Source organism: Nonomuraea sp. NPDC050790, assembly GCF_044456745.1.
In the GTDB taxonomy this organism is placed as follows: Bacteria; Actinomycetota; Actinomycetes; order Streptosporangiales; family Streptosporangiaceae; genus Nonomuraea.
The window spans coordinates 262,164-277,543 of record NZ_JBITGF010000006.1 but is presented as its reverse complement, the minus strand read 5'-3'; the positions used below and the strand labels follow the sequence as shown (position 1 = coordinate 277,543).

The 15,380-nt window shown below is 67.8% G+C and carries 16 protein-coding genes, 2 tRNA genes and 1 pseudogene; 8 read left to right on the top strand and 11 right to left on the bottom strand.

All coding sequences use genetic code 11. The features are described 5' to 3' along the window. Positions 1-61 precede the first annotated feature (61 nt). From ACIBEJ_RS30630 to galU, 7 genes are all read right to left on the bottom strand, one after another. Positions 62-135 (bottom strand) — tRNA-Ala (locus ACIBEJ_RS30630). Between the two features lie 49 nt (positions 136-184). After that, positions 185-790, bottom strand: coding sequence for a hypothetical protein (locus tag ACIBEJ_RS30625; RefSeq protein WP_397186330.1), 606 nt, complete (start codon positions 788-790; stop codon positions 185-187). Positions 791-926: 136 nt separating this feature from the next. Continuing rightward, a complete protein-coding gene (locus ACIBEJ_RS30620) occupies positions 927-1,571 on the bottom strand; it encodes a GNAT family N-acetyltransferase (RefSeq protein WP_397186329.1) in 645 nt (214 codons plus the stop codon). A gap of 40 nt (positions 1,572-1,611) precedes the next feature. Then, a complete protein-coding gene (locus tag ACIBEJ_RS30615; RefSeq protein WP_397186328.1) occupies positions 1,612-2,088 on the bottom strand; it encodes a molybdenum cofactor biosynthesis protein B in 477 nt (158 codons plus the stop codon). Beyond that, positions 2,085-2,552, bottom strand: coding sequence for a cyclic pyranopterin monophosphate synthase MoaC (gene moaC / locus ACIBEJ_RS30610; RefSeq protein ID WP_397186327.1), 468 nt, complete (start codon positions 2,550-2,552; stop codon positions 2,085-2,087). Before moaC ends, ACIBEJ_RS30615 begins: the two co-directional genes overlap by 4 nt. Beyond that, the gene (gene glp / locus ACIBEJ_RS30605) at positions 2,549-3,736 is read right to left on the bottom strand and encodes a gephyrin-like molybdotransferase Glp (RefSeq protein WP_397186326.1); all 1,188 of its coding nucleotides are present in this window, start codon (positions 3,734-3,736) and stop codon (positions 2,549-2,551) included. The genes moaC and glp overlap by 4 nt, the downstream gene beginning before the upstream one ends. Then, positions 3,723-4,625 (bottom strand): UTP--glucose-1-phosphate uridylyltransferase GalU, encoded by a 903-nt coding sequence (galU, locus tag ACIBEJ_RS30600; protein ID WP_397186325.1) that lies wholly within the window; start codon positions 4,623-4,625, stop codon positions 3,723-3,725. The genes glp and galU overlap by 14 nt, the downstream gene beginning before the upstream one ends. A 24-nt stretch (positions 4,626-4,649) precedes the next feature. On the opposite strand from galU, the gene ACIBEJ_RS30595 reads away from it, so the two are divergent. The 3 genes from ACIBEJ_RS30595 to ACIBEJ_RS30585 all read left to right on the top strand — a co-directional run bounded on the left by ACIBEJ_RS30595 (position 4,650) and on the right by ACIBEJ_RS30585 (position 7,113). Continuing rightward, positions 4,650-5,219, top strand: a complete 570-nt coding sequence (locus tag ACIBEJ_RS30595; protein WP_397186324.1) for a 5-formyltetrahydrofolate cyclo-ligase — start codon at positions 4,650-4,652, stop codon at positions 5,217-5,219. A gap of 22 nt (positions 5,220-5,241) precedes the next feature. Then, positions 5,242-6,747 carry a potassium/proton antiporter gene (locus ACIBEJ_RS30590; RefSeq protein WP_397186323.1) on the top strand — a complete coding sequence of 502 codons (1,506 nt, stop codon included), beginning with the start codon at positions 5,242-5,244 and terminating at the stop codon, positions 6,745-6,747. A 66-nt stretch (positions 6,748-6,813) separates the two neighbouring features. After that, positions 6,814-7,113, top strand: coding sequence for an FmdB family zinc ribbon protein (locus tag ACIBEJ_RS30585; protein WP_397186322.1), 300 nt, complete (start codon positions 6,814-6,816; stop codon positions 7,111-7,113). Here the strand turns inward: ACIBEJ_RS30585 and ACIBEJ_RS30580 are convergent, their stop codons facing one another. Beyond that, positions 7,114-9,081: an MFS transporter gene (locus tag ACIBEJ_RS30580; RefSeq protein WP_397186321.1), complete on the bottom strand. Its 1,968-nt coding sequence runs from the start codon at positions 9,079-9,081 to the stop codon at positions 7,114-7,116. 128 nt (positions 9,082-9,209) lie between these two features. Between ACIBEJ_RS30580 and ACIBEJ_RS30575 the strand changes: the two genes are divergently transcribed. From ACIBEJ_RS30575 to mscL, 3 genes are read left to right on the top strand one after another with little or no spacing between them, the layout of a single operon-like run. Next, complete coding sequence (locus tag ACIBEJ_RS30575) at positions 9,210-10,010, top strand: S-methyl-5'-thioadenosine phosphorylase (protein WP_397186320.1); 801 nt, start codon at positions 9,210-9,212, stop codon at positions 10,008-10,010. Further along, positions 10,007-10,549: an SAF domain-containing protein gene (locus tag ACIBEJ_RS30570; RefSeq protein WP_397186319.1), complete on the top strand. Its 543-nt coding sequence runs from the start codon at positions 10,007-10,009 to the stop codon at positions 10,547-10,549. Before ACIBEJ_RS30575 ends, ACIBEJ_RS30570 begins: the two co-directional genes overlap by 4 nt. 23 nt (positions 10,550-10,572) lie before the next feature. After that, positions 10,573-10,971: a large conductance mechanosensitive channel protein MscL gene (gene mscL / locus ACIBEJ_RS30565; RefSeq protein ID WP_397186318.1), complete on the top strand. Its 399-nt coding sequence runs from the start codon at positions 10,573-10,575 to the stop codon at positions 10,969-10,971. Here mscL and ACIBEJ_RS30560 read toward each other — a convergent pair. Both ACIBEJ_RS30560 and ACIBEJ_RS30555 read right to left on the bottom strand, forming a co-directional pair. Then, positions 10,968-11,912 (bottom strand): D-alanyl-D-alanine carboxypeptidase family protein, encoded by a 945-nt coding sequence (locus ACIBEJ_RS30560; protein ID WP_397186317.1) that lies wholly within the window; start codon positions 11,910-11,912, stop codon positions 10,968-10,970. The genes mscL and ACIBEJ_RS30560 overlap by 4 nt on opposite strands. A 380-nt stretch (positions 11,913-12,292) precedes the next feature. Then, positions 12,293-12,709 (bottom strand): hypothetical protein, encoded by a 417-nt coding sequence (locus tag ACIBEJ_RS30555; protein ID WP_397186316.1) that lies wholly within the window; start codon positions 12,707-12,709, stop codon positions 12,293-12,295. 155 nt (positions 12,710-12,864) lie between these two features. On the opposite strand from ACIBEJ_RS30555, the gene ACIBEJ_RS30550 reads away from it, so the two are divergent. Next, a tRNA-Arg gene (locus ACIBEJ_RS30550) sits at positions 12,865-12,937 on the top strand. Positions 12,938-13,730: 793 nt separating this feature from the next. Here the strand turns inward: ACIBEJ_RS30550 and ACIBEJ_RS30545 are convergent. Beyond that, positions 13,731-14,036 (bottom strand): annotated as a pseudogene (locus ACIBEJ_RS30545) (recombinase family protein); the annotation flags it as partial. Positions 14,037-14,066: 30 nt separating this feature from the next. Between ACIBEJ_RS30545 and ACIBEJ_RS30540 the strand changes: the two are divergent. Next, positions 14,067-14,798: a hypothetical protein gene (locus ACIBEJ_RS30540; protein WP_397186315.1), complete on the top strand. Its 732-nt coding sequence runs from the start codon at positions 14,067-14,069 to the stop codon at positions 14,796-14,798. Positions 14,799-15,380 lie beyond the last annotated feature (582 nt).

The window sequence follows — 15,380 nt, the reverse complement described above, 5'->3', positions numbered from 1 at the left end:
TTAGTCACTCGGGCACGAAAAAGGCCACTTCTGAGCGATCAGAAGCGGCCTTTGACCTCGGTGGAGATGAGGGGATTCGAACCCCTGACCCCTTCGATGCGAACGAAGTGCGCTACCGGACTGCGCTACATCCCCAAGGACTCGACCAGATTAGCAAACTCCCAGGGGTCCTCGCGCCACCCATTCAGTCCCCAACCGCCCGCCGAGGCGGTTCCGCGTACTGATCGAACAGCACGTCCGGCTGCCGGGCCGTGAACTCGATGATCTCGGCCTCGCGCTCCGCCTCCAGCCGCCGCCGCTCCTGCGCCCGCCGCCTCCGCTCGGCGCGGGCCTGGGCGGCGCGGCGCCGCCGTTCCTGATCGACCTGTACGGCGATGCGCAGGAACCCGAGATAAGCCGCCATCACCACGATGGAAGGAGCAACCCCCCACCACGGCATCATCCGCACCCCAGCCGTCACCAACGAGGCGATCACCAGCAACGAGGTGAAGAACAGCAACCGCCTGCGCCGGGCCACGATGATCGCGCGGCGGCGGGCGCGGAACTGGCGAGGGTCCACGACGGGCGCGGCGGCGGGTTCCTCGATGGAGTATTCGCCGGTGTCCGGCTGGTCCATCAACGAGGCGCCCTGCACCTGCTCCAGGTCCGGGAGCTGGTGCTCGCCCGTGTAGTACTCCTCTTCGAGCTCGGCCAGCTCGGCGAGGTTGCTCTTGTCCCTGCGCAACCACATCGGGACAAGCACGCACAACCACATGACGACGATGGCGAGATAGAGGAGGACGCTGCTCACGACCACCTCCGGACACGATTAAGGGCAGCATGAAAACGCCTGTGTCTTCTTGGCGTCTTCGATGTGCTCACGTCACGCACCGTAAGACCGCGTGTCACTAATTGACGAGCATTCGATGCGGTGTGTCGCGAGATCGTCAAACCTCTTCTACCGGAGACCCACCGTGAGCGGCTGACTCACGCGCGCGACGCCACTGCACGAGCAGACCGCCGGGAACGTCCTCAACGGTCAACGCGTAGCAGATGTGGTCACGCCAGGCTCCGTCGATGTGGAGTTGGCGACGCCGAATGCCTTCTTCCCTGAAACCGAGCTTCTCAACCACTCTTCTGCTCGCGTGATTTTCCGGCCGGATGTTGGCCTCGATGCGGTGCAGTCCGGTGGTGAAGAAGCAGTGGTCGACGGCCAGGGCCAGGGCGGTCGGCGTGATGCCGCGCCCGGCGAGCGCGCCGTCGATCCAGTAGCCGACCTGCGCGGAACGGGCCGATCCCCACACGATCGCGCCGATGGTGAGCTGTCCGGCGAATCGCCCCTCGTGGGTGACGACCCAGGGCAGCGCCATGCCCTGCCTGGCCTCTCTGCGCAGCGTGCCGACCATGGAGACGTACGGCCCGAGACCGGTCCTGAACAGCGGCGTCTCCGGGTTGCTCGGCTCCCACGGGCGCAGCCATTCGGCGTTGCGCAGGCGCGTCTCGCGCCACACCCGTACGTCTCCCAGCCGCAGCGGCCGCAGACCCACCGGCCCTTCGCTCAGAGTCGCCGGCCAGCCACGAAGTCGATCCACACCCTCATCATCCCCCCATCGGACGCCATGTCGCCACGGATCAGCGCGGGTGGTCGCCGCCGCGGATCTGCTCGACCGCGTGCCGCAGAACAGGAGCGAGTACGGCAACGCCGTCCCGCACGCCCCCGCTGGAGCCGGGAAGGTTGACGATGAGCGTGTCGCCCGCCTGACCGGCCAGCCCGCGGGACAGAATCGAAGTCGGAACCTTTTCGCGATTCGCCTGCCGGATGGCCTCCGCAATGCCGGGAATTTCCCGGGAAATTACCCGGGCGGTCATTTCCGGAGTGAGGTCCATGGGCGTCAGCCCGGTGCCGCCGGTGGTGATGATCACTTCGTATCCGCTGGCGATGCCGTCGCGCAGCGCGGTCTCGACCGGATCGCCGTCGGGAACGACCACAGGTCCATCCACTTCACACCCGGCCTCACCAAGCAGCGAAACCAGAAGAGGTCCGGATTTGTCGGCGTAAATCCCGGCGGAGGCGCGGTTGGAGACCGTGATCACCAAAGCGCGGATCATGGCCGCGTCCAGTGGCCGGTCTTGCCGCCGGTCTTCTCCTCGACCCGTACGCCGGTGATCACCGCGGCCGGGTCGACCGCCTTCACCATGTCGATCAGCGCCAGCGCCGCCACCGACACCGCGGTGAGCGCCTCCATCTCCACGCCCGTGCGGTCGGCCGTCTTGACGACGCAGGTGATGTCCACGCCCTCGTCCACGATGTCGAGCGTGACCTTCACCCCGTGCAGCGCGATCGGATGGCACAGCGGGATGAGGTCGGGCGTGCGCTTGGCGCCCATGATGCCGGCGATCCGCGCCACGCCCAGCGCGTCGCCCTTGGGCACCTCGCCGGAGCGCAGCAGCGCCACGGCCTCGCCGGACAGCAGTACGCGGCCGGTCGCGGTGGCGGTCCGGGCGCCGACGTCCTTGGCCGAGACGTCGACCATGCGGGCGGCGCCCGACTCGTCGAGATGGGTGAAGCTCATAGCCTGATCACCTGCACAGAAGCGCCCGCGGGTACGTCGGTGACGTCCTCGGGCACCTGGATGAGGGCGTTGGCCGAGGCCAGCGCCGCGAGCTGGTGGGAACCCTGGCCGCGTACCGGGCTCACGGTCCCGTCGCCGGACAGCACGCCGCGCAGGTAGGAGCGCCGGCCCGCGGGCGAACGCAGCGGCCCGAGCACGTGCGCGGTCAGTGTCTCGGGCGCCCCGGCCGGCAGTCCGCGCATCTTCCGCAGCGCCGGCCGTACGAAAAGCATGAAGGAGACGAAGGACGAGACCGGATTGCCGGGCAGCGCGAAGATCGGGACCTGGTCCTCGCCCACCACGCCGAAGCCCTGCGGCATGCCGGGCTGCATCGCGACCTTCTCGAACCGGACCGTGCCGAGCGGCGCGAGGGCCTCCTTGACCGGCTCGTAGGCGCCCATCGAGACGCCGCCGCTGGTGATGATCGCGTCGGCGCGCACGAGCTGGGCGTCGAGCTGCTCCAGGAACTTGGCCGGGTCGTCGCCCACGGTCGCGGCGCGGTAGCCGTCGCCGCCGTTCTCGCGTACGGCGGCGGTGAGGGTGAAGCTGTTGGAGTCCCAGATCTGGCCGGGGCCGAGCGGGAGTCCCGGCTCGACCAGCTCCGCGCCGGTCGAGAGCACGACCACGCGCGGACGCGGGCGCACCCACACCCTGCGGCGGCCGACGCCGGCGACGATGCCGAGCTGCGCGGGCCCGATCACCGTGCCGGGGCGCAGCACGACCTCGCCGGCCGGCACGTCCTCGCCGGCCCGGCGGATGGCGTTGCCCGCGGGCGCGGCCTGGTTGATCGTGACCGTCGCGGTGCCGCCGTCGGTCCACTCCACCGGTACGACGGTGTCGGCCCCGGCCGGAACCGGCGCGCCGGTCATGATGCGCACCGCGTGACCAGGCCCGACGGCACGCAGTTCGTCGGACCCCGCCGCCACGTCGTCGATCACCGGCAGCGTGACCGGGATCGCCGCCAGGTCGGCCGCGCGTACGGCATAGCCGTCCATGGCCGAGTTGTCGAACGGCGGCAGCGGCACCGGCGAGACGACCTCCTCAGCCAGCGTGGTGCCCAGCGACCGCTCGAGCTCCATCTCGAGCGGCGCCAGCGTGCGTACCGTGGCCAAAATCTCGGCCAGGTGCGCGTCAACCGATTTCACGAAGGAACTCCCGCAACCACGGAACGAACTCGGGGGCCAGGTCGGGGCGGTCGGCGGCGAACTTCACCACCGTGCGCAGGTAGTCGAGCTTGTCACCGGTGTCGTAGCGGCGACCGCGGAACAGCACGCCGTGCACGGGGCCGCCCTCCGAGCTGGACCGCCCGGCCAGCGTGCGCAGGGCATCGGTGAGCTGGATCTCGCCGCCGCGGCCGGGCGGGGTGTTCTCCAGCACCTCGAAGACGGCCGGGTCGATGACGTAGCGGCCGATGATCGCCCAGTTGGACGGCGCCTCCTCGACCGGCGGCTTCTCCACCAGGTCGGTCACCTTGACCACGTCGTCCTCGTCGGTGGCCTGGATGGTGGCCACGCCGTACAGGGAGACCTGCTCCTTGGGGACCTCCATGAGCGCGATCACGCTGCCGCCGTAGGTGCCGCGTACCTCGATCATGCGTTTGAGCAGCTCGTCGCGGTAGTCGATCAGGTCGTCGCCCAGCAGGCAGGCGAAGGGGTGGTCGCCGACGTGCTGCTTGGCGCAGAGCACGGCGTGGCCGAGCCCCTTCGGCTCGCCCTGCCGCACGTAGTGGAGGGTCGCCAGCGAGGCTGGCTCACGGACCTGGGACAACCGGTGCTCGTCGCCCTTGGCTTCGAGCACCTCCTCCAGTTCGAAGGCACGGTCGAAGTGATCCTCGATCGACCGCTTGTTCTTCCCGGTGACCATGAGGACGTCGAGGAGTCCGGCGGAGGCGGCCTCCTCGACGACATACTGGATCGCGGGCTTGTCGACGATGGGCAGCATCTCTTTGGGTGTCGCCTTGGTCGCCGGGAGGAACCGGGTGCCCAGACCCGCGGCGGGCACCACGGCTTTCGTCACAGGGTCGAAGTCAGCCATGAGTAGACCCTAGTGGAGGTACCTGTGGACAAGATGAAGCTGCGCCGCGAGCTGATCGAGGCGCGTACCTCCCTCTCGCCCGAACAACGCAGGGCAAACGCGACAAGCATCCGGGAAACCCTCCTTGATCAGCCCTGGGTCCAGATGGCGGGGCTGGTGGCGTGCTACTGGTCTATCGGAAGCGAGCCGGACACGCACGGGCTTGTCTTCGCCCTGTGGAAACACGGCGCCACAGTGATCTTGCCTGTGCACAAAGATGATGACGATCTGGACTGGGCGGTATACGACGGCCCAGATACCCTCGCACCGGGACGATCCGGGATCATGGAGCCCATAGACACCCGGCGCGGCGTCGACGCGATCCGTACCGCCGCCCTGGTGATCGTCCCGGCTCTCGCCGTCGACGCCAGGACCGGCGTACGACTCGGGCGCGGCGGCGGCTCCTACGACAGAGCCCTGGCCAGGGTCGGGCCGAACGTCCCCGTGGTCGCCCTGCTGCACGACGGGGAACTGATCGACGGCGTCCCCGCCGAGGGCCACGACGAGCGGGTCCGTTATGCGGTGACTCCTATGGGACTCACTAGGCTTATGTGACTACAAAGAGAGAGGGGGCCAGGTGACCGTCGAGTTCTGGCTCCTTCTCGGCGGTGCGGTCTTCATCGCCGCCATCGCCTCCGTCCGCGTCGCCCACCGCAGCGGGCTGCCGAGCCTGCTGCTGTTCCTCGGCTTCGGCCTGGTGCTGGGCGAGAGCGGCTTCGGCATCCAGTTCGACGACCCCAACCTGGCCAAGCACATCGGCCTCACGGCGCTGGCGGTGATCCTGGCCGAAGGCGGTCTGACCACCAACTGGAACCACGTCCGCAAGGCCGTGCCCCTCGCGCTCCTCCTGGCCACCGTGGGCGTGGCCGTGAGCATCATGGTCGTCGCGCTCGCCGTCGCGGGCCTGCTCGGCTACGACTGGCGGGCCGCCCTGATCCTGGGCGCGGTCCTGGCCTCCACCGACGCCGCCGCCGTCTTCTCCGTCCTGCGCCGCCTGCCGCTGCCGCCGCGCCTCGGCGGCATCCTGGAAGCCGAGTCCGGCTTCAACGACGCCCCCACGGTCATCGCGGTCGTGCTGCTCAGCAGCGTCGCCAAGCCCATCCCCGGTCCGGGCGAGTTCGTGCTCATGACCGCGATCGAGCTGTTCATCGGCGCCGTGGTCGCCCTGGCCGTCGGCCCCCTCGGGGCCTTGGCGCTGCGTCACGTCGCGCTGGCCGCCTCCGGCCTCTATCCGCTCGCGGTCCTCGCCCTCACCTTCCTGGCGTACGGCGGTGCCGTACATCTGCATGGTTCTGGGTTTTTGGCCGTTTACCTGACCGCGCTGATCCTCGGCAACGCCCGGCTCCCCCACAGGGCCGCGACCAGGGGTTTCGCGGAGGGCGCGGCGTGGCTGGCGCAGATCCTGCTGTTCGTCATGCTCGGCCTGCTGGCCAGCCCCGGCGAGATGCCCAAGGCGGTCGTGCCCGGCCTCATCGCGGGAACGGTCCTGGTGCTGCTGGCCAGGCCGCTCTCGGTCATGATCTCGGCGCTGCTGGCCAGGCTCGCGCGCCTGGGCAGGACCGGTCTGCGCGAGCAGGCGTTCCTGTCGTGGGCGGGGCTGCGCGGGGCGGTGCCGATCGTGCTCGCGACCATCCCCTGGGCGGCCGAGGTCAAGGGGTCGGAGGACATCTTCAACCAGGTGTTCGTCATCGTGATGGTGTTCACGCTGCTCCAGGGGCCGACGCTGCCGTTCGTGGCGCGGATTCTGGGGGTGAGCGCGCCGGGCGAGGTGCACGACCTGGAGGTGGAGTCGGCGCCGCTGGAGGAGCTCAACGCCGACCTTCTGCAGGTCAAGGTGCCGCCGGGCTCCCAGCTCCACGGCGTGGAGATCTTCGAGCTACGGCTCCCGGCCGGCGCCCAGGTCACGCTGATCGTGCGTGAGGGCAAATCGTTCGTACCCGCCACCACCACCCGCATCAGGGCGGAGGACCAGTTGCTCGTCGTGACCACCGCGAGTTGCCGCGAACAGGTCGAACTGCGTCTGCGGGCCGTAAGCCGCCGCGGCAAGCTCGCGGGATGGTACGGCGAGCGGGGTCTGGAATGAAAGTTTGACCCCATCGGTTAGCATTAGCAGTCGCCACGGTCGAGTGCCAATCCAGAGGAGGAATGCGTGCCCACGTACCAGTACGTCTGCAACGACTGCGGGCAGCCTCTCGAGGTCGTTCAGAAGTTCTCCGATGACGCGCTGACCGTCTGCCCGAACTGCGAGGGCAAACTGCGCAAGGTGTTCTCGGCCGCAGCGATCGTGTTCAAGGGGTCGGGCTTCTACAAGACCGACAGCCGCTCGTCGTCCACGAGCTCCACCACGAAGCCCGCGTCCACCACCCCGGAGAAGACCGCCACGCCGTCAACCTCGACGTCGTCGTCCTCCTCCGAGAAGTCCTCCACGCCGGCCGCCGCGTCAAGCTGATCAGCCCGGCCGGTCGGCGTCCGCGCCGAGCAACTCGGGCGCGATCCGCTCGCACAGTTGCCGCAGTTGCGGACTCGGGCCCCAGTCGGCGACCAGCCTGCCCAAACCGGCCTTGGCCTGCTCCAGGAGCCGCTCGGCCGCCGCGTCGCCTTGCTCGGTCAGCCGTAGCGAGTCGCCGTCGGACGAGCGCGTGACCAGTCCGCGCTCGGTCAGCCTGTCCACGTACGGCCGGCCTTCGCTCCTGCTGACGTGCGCCCGTTCGGCCAGGTCGGCGGCCTTGACCCAGCCTTCTCCGCCCAGCCTGGCGATCACCCAGACGCTCTGGGGAGGCAGGTCGGACAGCCCTGCCAACTGACCCAGGCGTACGTAGTAGTCCTTACGCAGGTCGGTGTCGGCCAGCCGTACCAGACCTCTTTCGACCTCCGCGAGCGAGGTGCGCTCGGCGGAGGTCGCGCCCATGCCCTCGCCGTAGTCCATGGCCTTGGTGGTCTCGCGCAGGTGCTGTTCCGGGATGAACCAGGACAGCACGAACGCCACGAACAGGATGGGCGTGCCCACCAGGAAGACGTGGGCGATCGCGTCGGCGTAGACGTGGAGAAAGTCCTGCGCCAGGGGCTCTGGCAGCTTCTGGATGAGTGTGGGGTCCTTCTGGATGTTCGCCGGGTCCACGCCGGGCGGCAGAGGGGTTTTCGCCACGAGTTCTGACATGTCGGCATTGAGCCTGCCGGTGAAGACCGCGCCCAGCGTGGCGACGCCGAAGGAGCCGCCGATCGAGCGGAAGAACGTGGCGCCCGAGGTGGCGACGCCGAGATCCTGGAAGTCGACGGCGTTCTGCACCACGATGACCAGGACCTGCATGGTCATGCCCAAGCCGACTCCGAGGACGAGCAGGTCGACGCTCATGACCAGGGTGCTGCTGGTCTCGGTCAGGCGGGAGAGCATGAACATGCCGATGGTGGCGATGAAGGTGCCCGCGATCGGGAAATATCGGTACTTGCCGGTGCGGGAGATGATTTGTCCGCTGATGATGGACATTGACAGCATTCCGGCCATCATCGGGAGCAGGTGAACCCCGGACAGCGTGGCGCTGACGCCGTGGACCGTCTGCAGATAGAGGGGCAGATAGGTCAGGGCGCCGAACATCCCGAAACCCACCACGAACCCCACGATCGACGACATCGTGAACGCCCGGAGCCGGAACAGCTTGAGGGGCATGATGGGCTCGGCCGCCCGCCGTTCCGCGACATATCCGAGGATGAGCAGCGCGAGGGCGCCCAGGGCGAGACCGGCTATTTGCGGACTCGTCCAGGCGTACACGGTGCCCGCCCACGTCGCGATCAGGACCAGGCAACTGGTGGCGCCGCCAATCGTCACCACACCCGCATAGTCGATCTTGTGCTTGGTCCTGCTCTCGTGGCCGGGCAGGACCGCGATGATCACGAACAGCGCCACCGCGCCGACCGGCAGGTTGATGTAGAAGACCCAGTGCCAGGACAGATGGTCCACGAACAGACCGCCGAGCAGCGGCCCGATGATGCTGGAGACGGCGAAGACCGCGCCGAAGAACCCCTGGTAACGGCCGCGTTCGCGGGCCGGGACGACGTCGCCCACGATCGCCTGCGCCAGCACCATGAGTCCGCCGCCGCCGAGCCCCTGCACGGAGCGGAACAGGATGAGCTGGCCCATGTTCTGACTCAGCCCGCAGAGCGCGGATCCGATGAGGAAGATGACGATCGCCCCGATGAACAGCCCCCTGCGGCCGTACTGGTCGCCGAGCTTGCCCCACAGCGGCGTGGAGACCGTGCTGGCCAGCATGTACCCCGTGACCACCCACGAGAGCTGCTCCAGCCCGCCGAGGTCGCTCACGATCGTCGGCAGCGCGGTGGACACGATCGTCTGATCCAGCGCCGCCAGCAGCATGCCCAGCATGAGCGCGATGATGATGAGGCCCAGCCCCTTTTGCCGCATATCTAGATCGTACTGTGTGTAGTCTTTCGACTACTTATCGGAGTCGCTTCGTCCACAGCCTCCCCACCGTCCACAGAACGCCGCTCTGCCCCACCCATCCCCCAACCCCGCCCGCTAATCTCTGCGGCATGCGTGCAGACATCGGCGTCATCGGCGGTTCCGGCTTCTACTCCCTGCTCGACGACGCGGAGGAGATCACCCTCACGACGCCCTACGGACCACCCAGCGACGTCGTCACCGTCGGCCGCATCGGCTCGCGGACGGTCGCGTTCATCCCCAGGCATGGGCGCGACCACCGCTTTCCACCCCATCGCATCCCGTACCGGGCCAACCTCTGGGCGTTGCGCTCGCTCGGGGTCCGCCAGGTGCTCGCGCCGAGCGCGGTCGGCTCGCTGAAGGCCGAGCACGGGCCCGGCACGATCGTGGTCCCCGACCAGATCGTCGATCGCACCTCCGGTCGCGTGCAGACGTATTACGACATGGGCGGGGCCGTACACGTGTCCTTCGCCGACCCCTACTGCCCCTCCGGCCGCGCGGTGGCGGTGTCCTCGGCCCGCGCGGGAGAGTGGAACACCGTCGACGGCGGCACGCTCGTCGTCATCGAGGGCCCGCGCTTCTCCACCCGCGCCGAGTCGCGCTGGTTCGCCGCGAACGACTGGACCATCGTCGGCATGACCGGCTTCCCCGAGTCGATCCTGGCCAGAGAGCTGGCCCTCTGCTACACGTCGTTGTCGCTGGTCACCGATCTCGACGCCGGAGTCGAGGCGGGCGAGGGCGTCACGCACGACGAGGTCCTCGCCTTCTTCGCCCAGAACGTCGCCCGCATGCGCACCCTCGTCGCCGACACCGTCCAGGCCCTCCCCGAGGAGCGCACCTGCACCTGCGGCTCCGCCCTCGACGGCATCAAACTCCCCTTCGAGCTGCCATGAAACGCCGCCTGACCGCCGCCCTCCTGGCCGCCGCCGCGACCCACGCCGCCCTGTTGGCACTGCTCCCCGACCCCGGCACCCCCGTGCTGGTGGCCGCCCGCGACCTCTCCCCCGGCACGCTGCGCCCGGGCGACCTCCGCCTGGCCCCGCTCAACGCACCTCCCGACGGCGCCCTGCGCGCACCGCCCGCCGACGGCGTGCTCGCCGCCCCGATGCGCCGCGGCGAGCCTCTGACCGACGTCCGCCTCCTCCATCCGGTACGGCTGCCGCCCGGCCTCGTGGCCGCACCCGTCCGCATCGCCGATCCGGACGCCGCCCGGCTCGTCAGGCCCGGGGCGACGATCGGCGTACTGGCCGCATGGGAGGGTCAGTCGGCCCAGTTGGTGGCCGACGACGTCACCGTCCTGTCGACCCCGAGCTCGAAGGACGACCAGGGCGCCCTCATCGTGCTGGCCACCACGACCACCCAGGCCGCCCAGCTCGCCGCCGCGCAGTCCGGCGGACGACTCTCCGTCATCCTCAAGCCTCACACTGCGTAATCATTGGACTACGATCCCTGCCCATGAACGGATTCAAGAAGTTCCTCATGCAGGGGAACGTGATCGACCTGGCCGTCGCGGTCGTCATCGGCGCGGCCTTCACCGCCATCGTCAACTCGTTCGTGGCCGACCTGCTGACCCCGCTGATCTCGGCCTTCGGCGGGATGCCCGACTTCTCCACCCTGAAGTTCACGGTCGGGCAGTCGAGCTTCAACTACGGCAACTTCATCAACGCGCTGATCGCGTTCCTGCTGGTCGCCGGTGTCGTCTACTTCCTGATCGTCCGGCCGTACACGTCGTACAAGGACCGCCTGGCGGCCGGCGAGGAGGCGACGCACCACGACTGCCCGCAGTGCCTCACGGAGATCCCGAAGGCCGCCAAGCGCTGCCCGGCCTGCACCTCGGAGCTCACGTCCGCCTAGATCAGCGAGTCGCTCTTGGGATCGTACTCCCAGTGCCAGGGCTCGAACGGACTGCTGTAAGCCCAGTCGGGGTGGAACCACCCGTATCGCTTGCCGTTCTTCTCCAGCCAGTTGAACTCGGCCGACCGGAAGCGCTCCACCCCTCCGCACAGGTCGACCGCCAGCCCGAACCCGTGGTTGCTCCGCCCCGGCACCGCCGCGAACCCCGGCCGCCGGTAATAGACGGACTGCTGCTCGGACAGGCTCCGATAGGCGTCGGTCACGCAGATCTGCCGCCCGAACTGCTTGCGATAAGCCTCGTTGAGACTGACGAACGCGATGGCCGCATCGGCCCGCAACATGTGCCCGCGCTGCTGCAGCGGGCACAGGAACGTCCGCGGAATCAGCCCGTTGGGATAGTCGCCGGCGGCGGTGATCCGCAGCGGATTGCAGGCCAGCGCCGCCCGCCCCACCTTGTCGATCTTGATGCCCATCTTCACCAGCGCCGTGGTCAACGACTTCACGACCTTGTCCGACCGCTGCCGAAGGGTGTCGATCTCGGCCGCCATCTGCGCCTCGGCCAGCAGGTTCCCGGCCCGCAGTTCCTGGGCCTCGGCGGCCAGCCGTTCGGTCTCCTGGTAGAGGCGGCTGGTCTGCTCCACGGCCAGTTGCCGTACCGCGACGATCTGGTTGGCGTCACTCATCGCCCGGAGCGTCCCGACCCCGGCATCGCCCGACAGGAACGGAATCAGCCCATCCCCACCGATCGGCTGCTGATAGAACAGCTCCGCCAACCGAGAGACCGGCTTGCGTACCTCGGCGAGCTGGCTCTCCGCCTGGTCGAGAGCCTGCAGCTTGGTCTTGAGCTCCTTCTCCTGAGCAGCGATCTTCGTTCGCCGCTGCTCCAGCGCCTTGGTGGCGTCCTCAAGCTCCTTGGCCGACTTCTCGGCCTCCTTGCGCAACTCGGTAAGGCTCCCCGGATCCACGGCCACCGCCGTAGGGGCCTCAGCCGGGGCCTCAGCTTGAACCGGAGGTGCGAACAGTGAAGTCATCGCCACGACGACCGCGATCAGGCCCGCTGATCGAGGAGTTGGCACGCTCGACTCCTCCGTTTGCACACTCGTTACCTTGGTCAGGCACGCACGTTACTACAGCCCTCCGAGTGCCCGGACCCAACTCCGGAGAGCCGCTATATCCCGTTTAGGGTTTTTAACCCGCATCCCCGCCCCGCCGTCCCCAGTTCACAAGCCGTACACCCGGCGCCTCAACCCGCTTGACCCAACCTGGAGCTCCTCGTACCCCTTTCCACGCAGACCGGCGGGACCTCACCATCCGTCCCCCGTCAGGCCGGAGCCCTCTCATGCTCCCGGCACAACTCCCAGAGCCAGGTCTCCTCCCACTCCCCCGGACACCCGCTCTCCCTCTCCCGAACCGGCGCCGGGTCTTCCTTCCGCACCACCCGCACCCGCTCCTCGGCGGACGGCAACACAGAAGGCACATCCACCACCCGCACCCGCTCCTTCGGCCTCCGCGGCGCAGGCACGCTCCCCTCGTACACCAGATCCGCCCGAGCCGGCGCAGGCACGTAGACCGGCTCAAACGCCAGCCCCACGTCCGGAGGCACCACGTCGACAACAGCCCGCCCCTCGCCGTCGTCGTCGTACCCCTCCCCCACCATCAGCCCGCCGGCAAGGATCGCCGGAGCCAGCAGCGCGGCCAACAGCACGGTGGGCCTTTGTTTACGTCCCCTGTTCGTCACCCGACCAACGCTATCCATCCGCCATGATCGGGACGGGGATCGCTTACGATCCCTTTGCCACACCCCACCCCAGTACTGACCCCACCACGCCCGGCAACTCACCCCCAGTCCAGTGACCCATGCGGTCCCAGACTTCGCTAGGCTTGTCGGCGTCCGCCTCCGTAGCTCAGGGGATAGAGCACCGCTCTCCTAAAGCGGGTGCCGCAGGTTCGAATCCTGCCGGGGGCACATCACACGTGGGCAACTCCATCGGGGTTGCCTCTTCGTTGTTCCCCTCGATCGCGAGAGCAGCGCCCGCAGCGTGCCGTATCGCGCCCAAGGTGTCGCTGGTGATCGCTACCTTGCACGTCGCGGTGTTGGTCGGTTTGTCGTAGTAGATCTCCAGCCGAAAGGCGTCGAAAAGGCGCCGCATGATGGCCTCTGGCATCAAGGACAAGTCGATGGCTGCGACCGGGATCTCATCCAGCAACGCCGGTTCGCTCAGCGTCGGCCGGGTCAGTTCGAGGTTGTGGAGTTCTCGATGCTTCGCCGCCCGCTCCTCAGCGAGTTCGGCGGCCCGGGTCTGAACGTCATGGACGAGAGCGCCGGTAGGGTCATCGGTCATCTCCAAGGTGCGGACAAGACGCGTCCGACGGGTGTCGATCTCGGCAACCGAGCGACTGAGCGCGTCAATCTTGGCCTGATGCTCAACGGCCGCGGAATCTTCGTTGTCGGTTCGAGCACGGTCGCGGTAGACCGCGCGGGCGGCACCGAAGATCCGCCTGGCGAAGAAATCGCTGACCCCATCCAGGAGCAGGTCCTCGCGAACGTAGATCGTGGCAGGGTGCCCCTCGGGGCGATAGCCCGGCGCGGGTGCACAGGCGAAGTAACTGTAGGGGGTTCGGGTCTTGCCGAACATACGACGCCTGCAGTCACTGCAGAAGACGTGGGAGCGCAACGGGTAGGACCGGCGGGTCAGCGGGTGAGCGGTATTGGGCCCCGCGCCACTTCGAGAACGCTCCTTGGTAGCAGCGACCTTCTGCGCAGCCAGAAAGACCTCCTTGGTGACGAGCGGCTCATGCGTCGGATGCGGAGACCACACCCAAGCCTCGGGAGGGTTGCAGGATCCGCCCTTCTTGGTCGCCCGGCGATTCCACACCATGTAACCGGTGTACTTGGGGTTGATGAGGATCTCGCGGACAGAGCTGACCGCCCAGTAGCCACGGGCCCGGGCGGGGTCGACCGGGGTGGGGGGCGGGTAACGGTCTAGATCCTGATTGAGCCGCTCGGCGATCTGCTTGTAGGCGAGCCGCTCAACCACCCGCAAGTAGAAGATGTAAGTGACCACGGGACCACGAACGGGGTCCGGGATCAGGCGGTGTTTGGTGCGGCCCTCGGCACGACGGGCTGGGACGGGGTGGGGAATCTTGTCGGCGGCGTAGCCGTAGCAGGGCTTGCCGACGTTGAAACCCTGTTCGGTGTGGGTCTCGAATCCGCCCCAGGACTTCTCGAGCAGTTCCAGGACGTACCACTCGGCAACACCCTGCTTGACGCGGCGCGTGAGGATCTGCGATGCGCGCTTGCCACCCAGGATGATGGGCTCGTCCGAGCACATCAGGTGAACGCCGAGCTGTTCGAGCTGGTTCTCGATCTGAGTGGTGATGTAGGTACGGCGGGCGATGCGTTCGATGGATTCACAGATCACCGCGTTGAACCGGCGGTCGGGCCGCGCGGCCTCTGCCAGCAGGTCCTGAATACCGCCATCGCGCGGGACCGGGATGGAGAAGCGCTCATGACCGCGGCCTTGACCTCGTGCGCTGAGGTCCAATCGGCCGGACTCTACGTCGTAGAAGTGCGCGACGATGATCGCCTGCCCTGGCAGCGCAGACCGGCAGGCGCTCAGTTGGCGCGGAATGGAAAGCGTAGGATCCTGCTGGTCCTCGGTGGAGGTACGGCCGGCGAAGGCGACCAGAAGGGGGCCATCGAGTTGCCCGGTCAGGCGGGCAGTTCGTCCTCTCGATCCGGCTCTGAGGTCGTCGAGAGGGAAGGGTGCGGGATGTTGCGTGCCGCCAGGCATTCCAGAACCTCCATGATCACGATTGCCTGGTGATGGTGAAGTCGATCACCGGCTTCTCCGTCGACCAGGTCGAACTGGATGACGGTTCGCAGCAGAGACGTCGGCTTTCGGCGAGACGTGTTCTCGGAGTCCGAGGCCCTTGCCTCCGTCACGGAGTCCTGGTGGGCCGCGCGCTCACCGGGTGTGGCGCGGGATTCCCAGGCCGTCAGGGGTAGGGATGATCGATCCCTACCTCCGGCCGGGATGTCAAGTCCGTGGTTGGCCGCGCTCATGCCGCATGCGTCGTGCGTCGGAGCTGTACGTTCAAGGCACTCCTGCGTGATAGGAAATTGACCCTGTCACTTATCTAAATACCGGCCGAGAAGCACGAGATCGGACAGCCCTCTTTGGGGAAATTGCTGGAGCTTTAGAGTGCTTGACACATCCTGACGTGGAACGTGCGAGCTTCGGGTATGGCGATGATTAATGCTGCCTCGCATGGACAGCCCGAGGCTAGGCGATATCGGAGTCGTGCACACGGAATCGTCATATGACTGCTGGCCGATCTGGCATACACGGTTAGCCGGTGGTGCATGTGCTCCGATGTGCACGGCAAGGCTCTCTTGCCCTCTGTAG

Excerpts from the sequence above, each read along its gene's own strand:
- ACIBEJ_RS30575 (WP_397186320.1), top strand. The coding sequence starts at position 9,210 with ATGCGTGCAGACATCGGCGTCATCGGCGGTTCCGGCTTCTACTCCCTG.
- ACIBEJ_RS30615 (WP_397186328.1), bottom strand. The coding sequence starts at position 2,088 with ATGATCCGCGCTTTGGTGATCACGGTCTCCAACCGCGCCTCCGCCGGG.
- galU (WP_397186325.1), bottom strand. The coding sequence starts at position 4,625 with ATGGCTGACTTCGACCCTGTGACGAAAGCCGTGGTGCCCGCCGCGGGT.
- ACIBEJ_RS30580 (WP_397186321.1), bottom strand. The coding sequence starts at position 9,081 with ATGCGGCAAAAGGGGCTGGGCCTCATCATCATCGCGCTCATGCTGGGC.
- moaC (WP_397186327.1), bottom strand. The coding sequence starts at position 2,552 with ATGAGCTTCACCCATCTCGACGAGTCGGGCGCCGCCCGCATGGTCGAC.
- mscL (WP_397186318.1), top strand. The coding sequence starts at position 10,573 with ATGAACGGATTCAAGAAGTTCCTCATGCAGGGGAACGTGATCGACCTG.
- ACIBEJ_RS30570 (WP_397186319.1), top strand. The coding sequence starts at position 10,007 with ATGAAACGCCGCCTGACCGCCGCCCTCCTGGCCGCCGCCGCGACCCAC.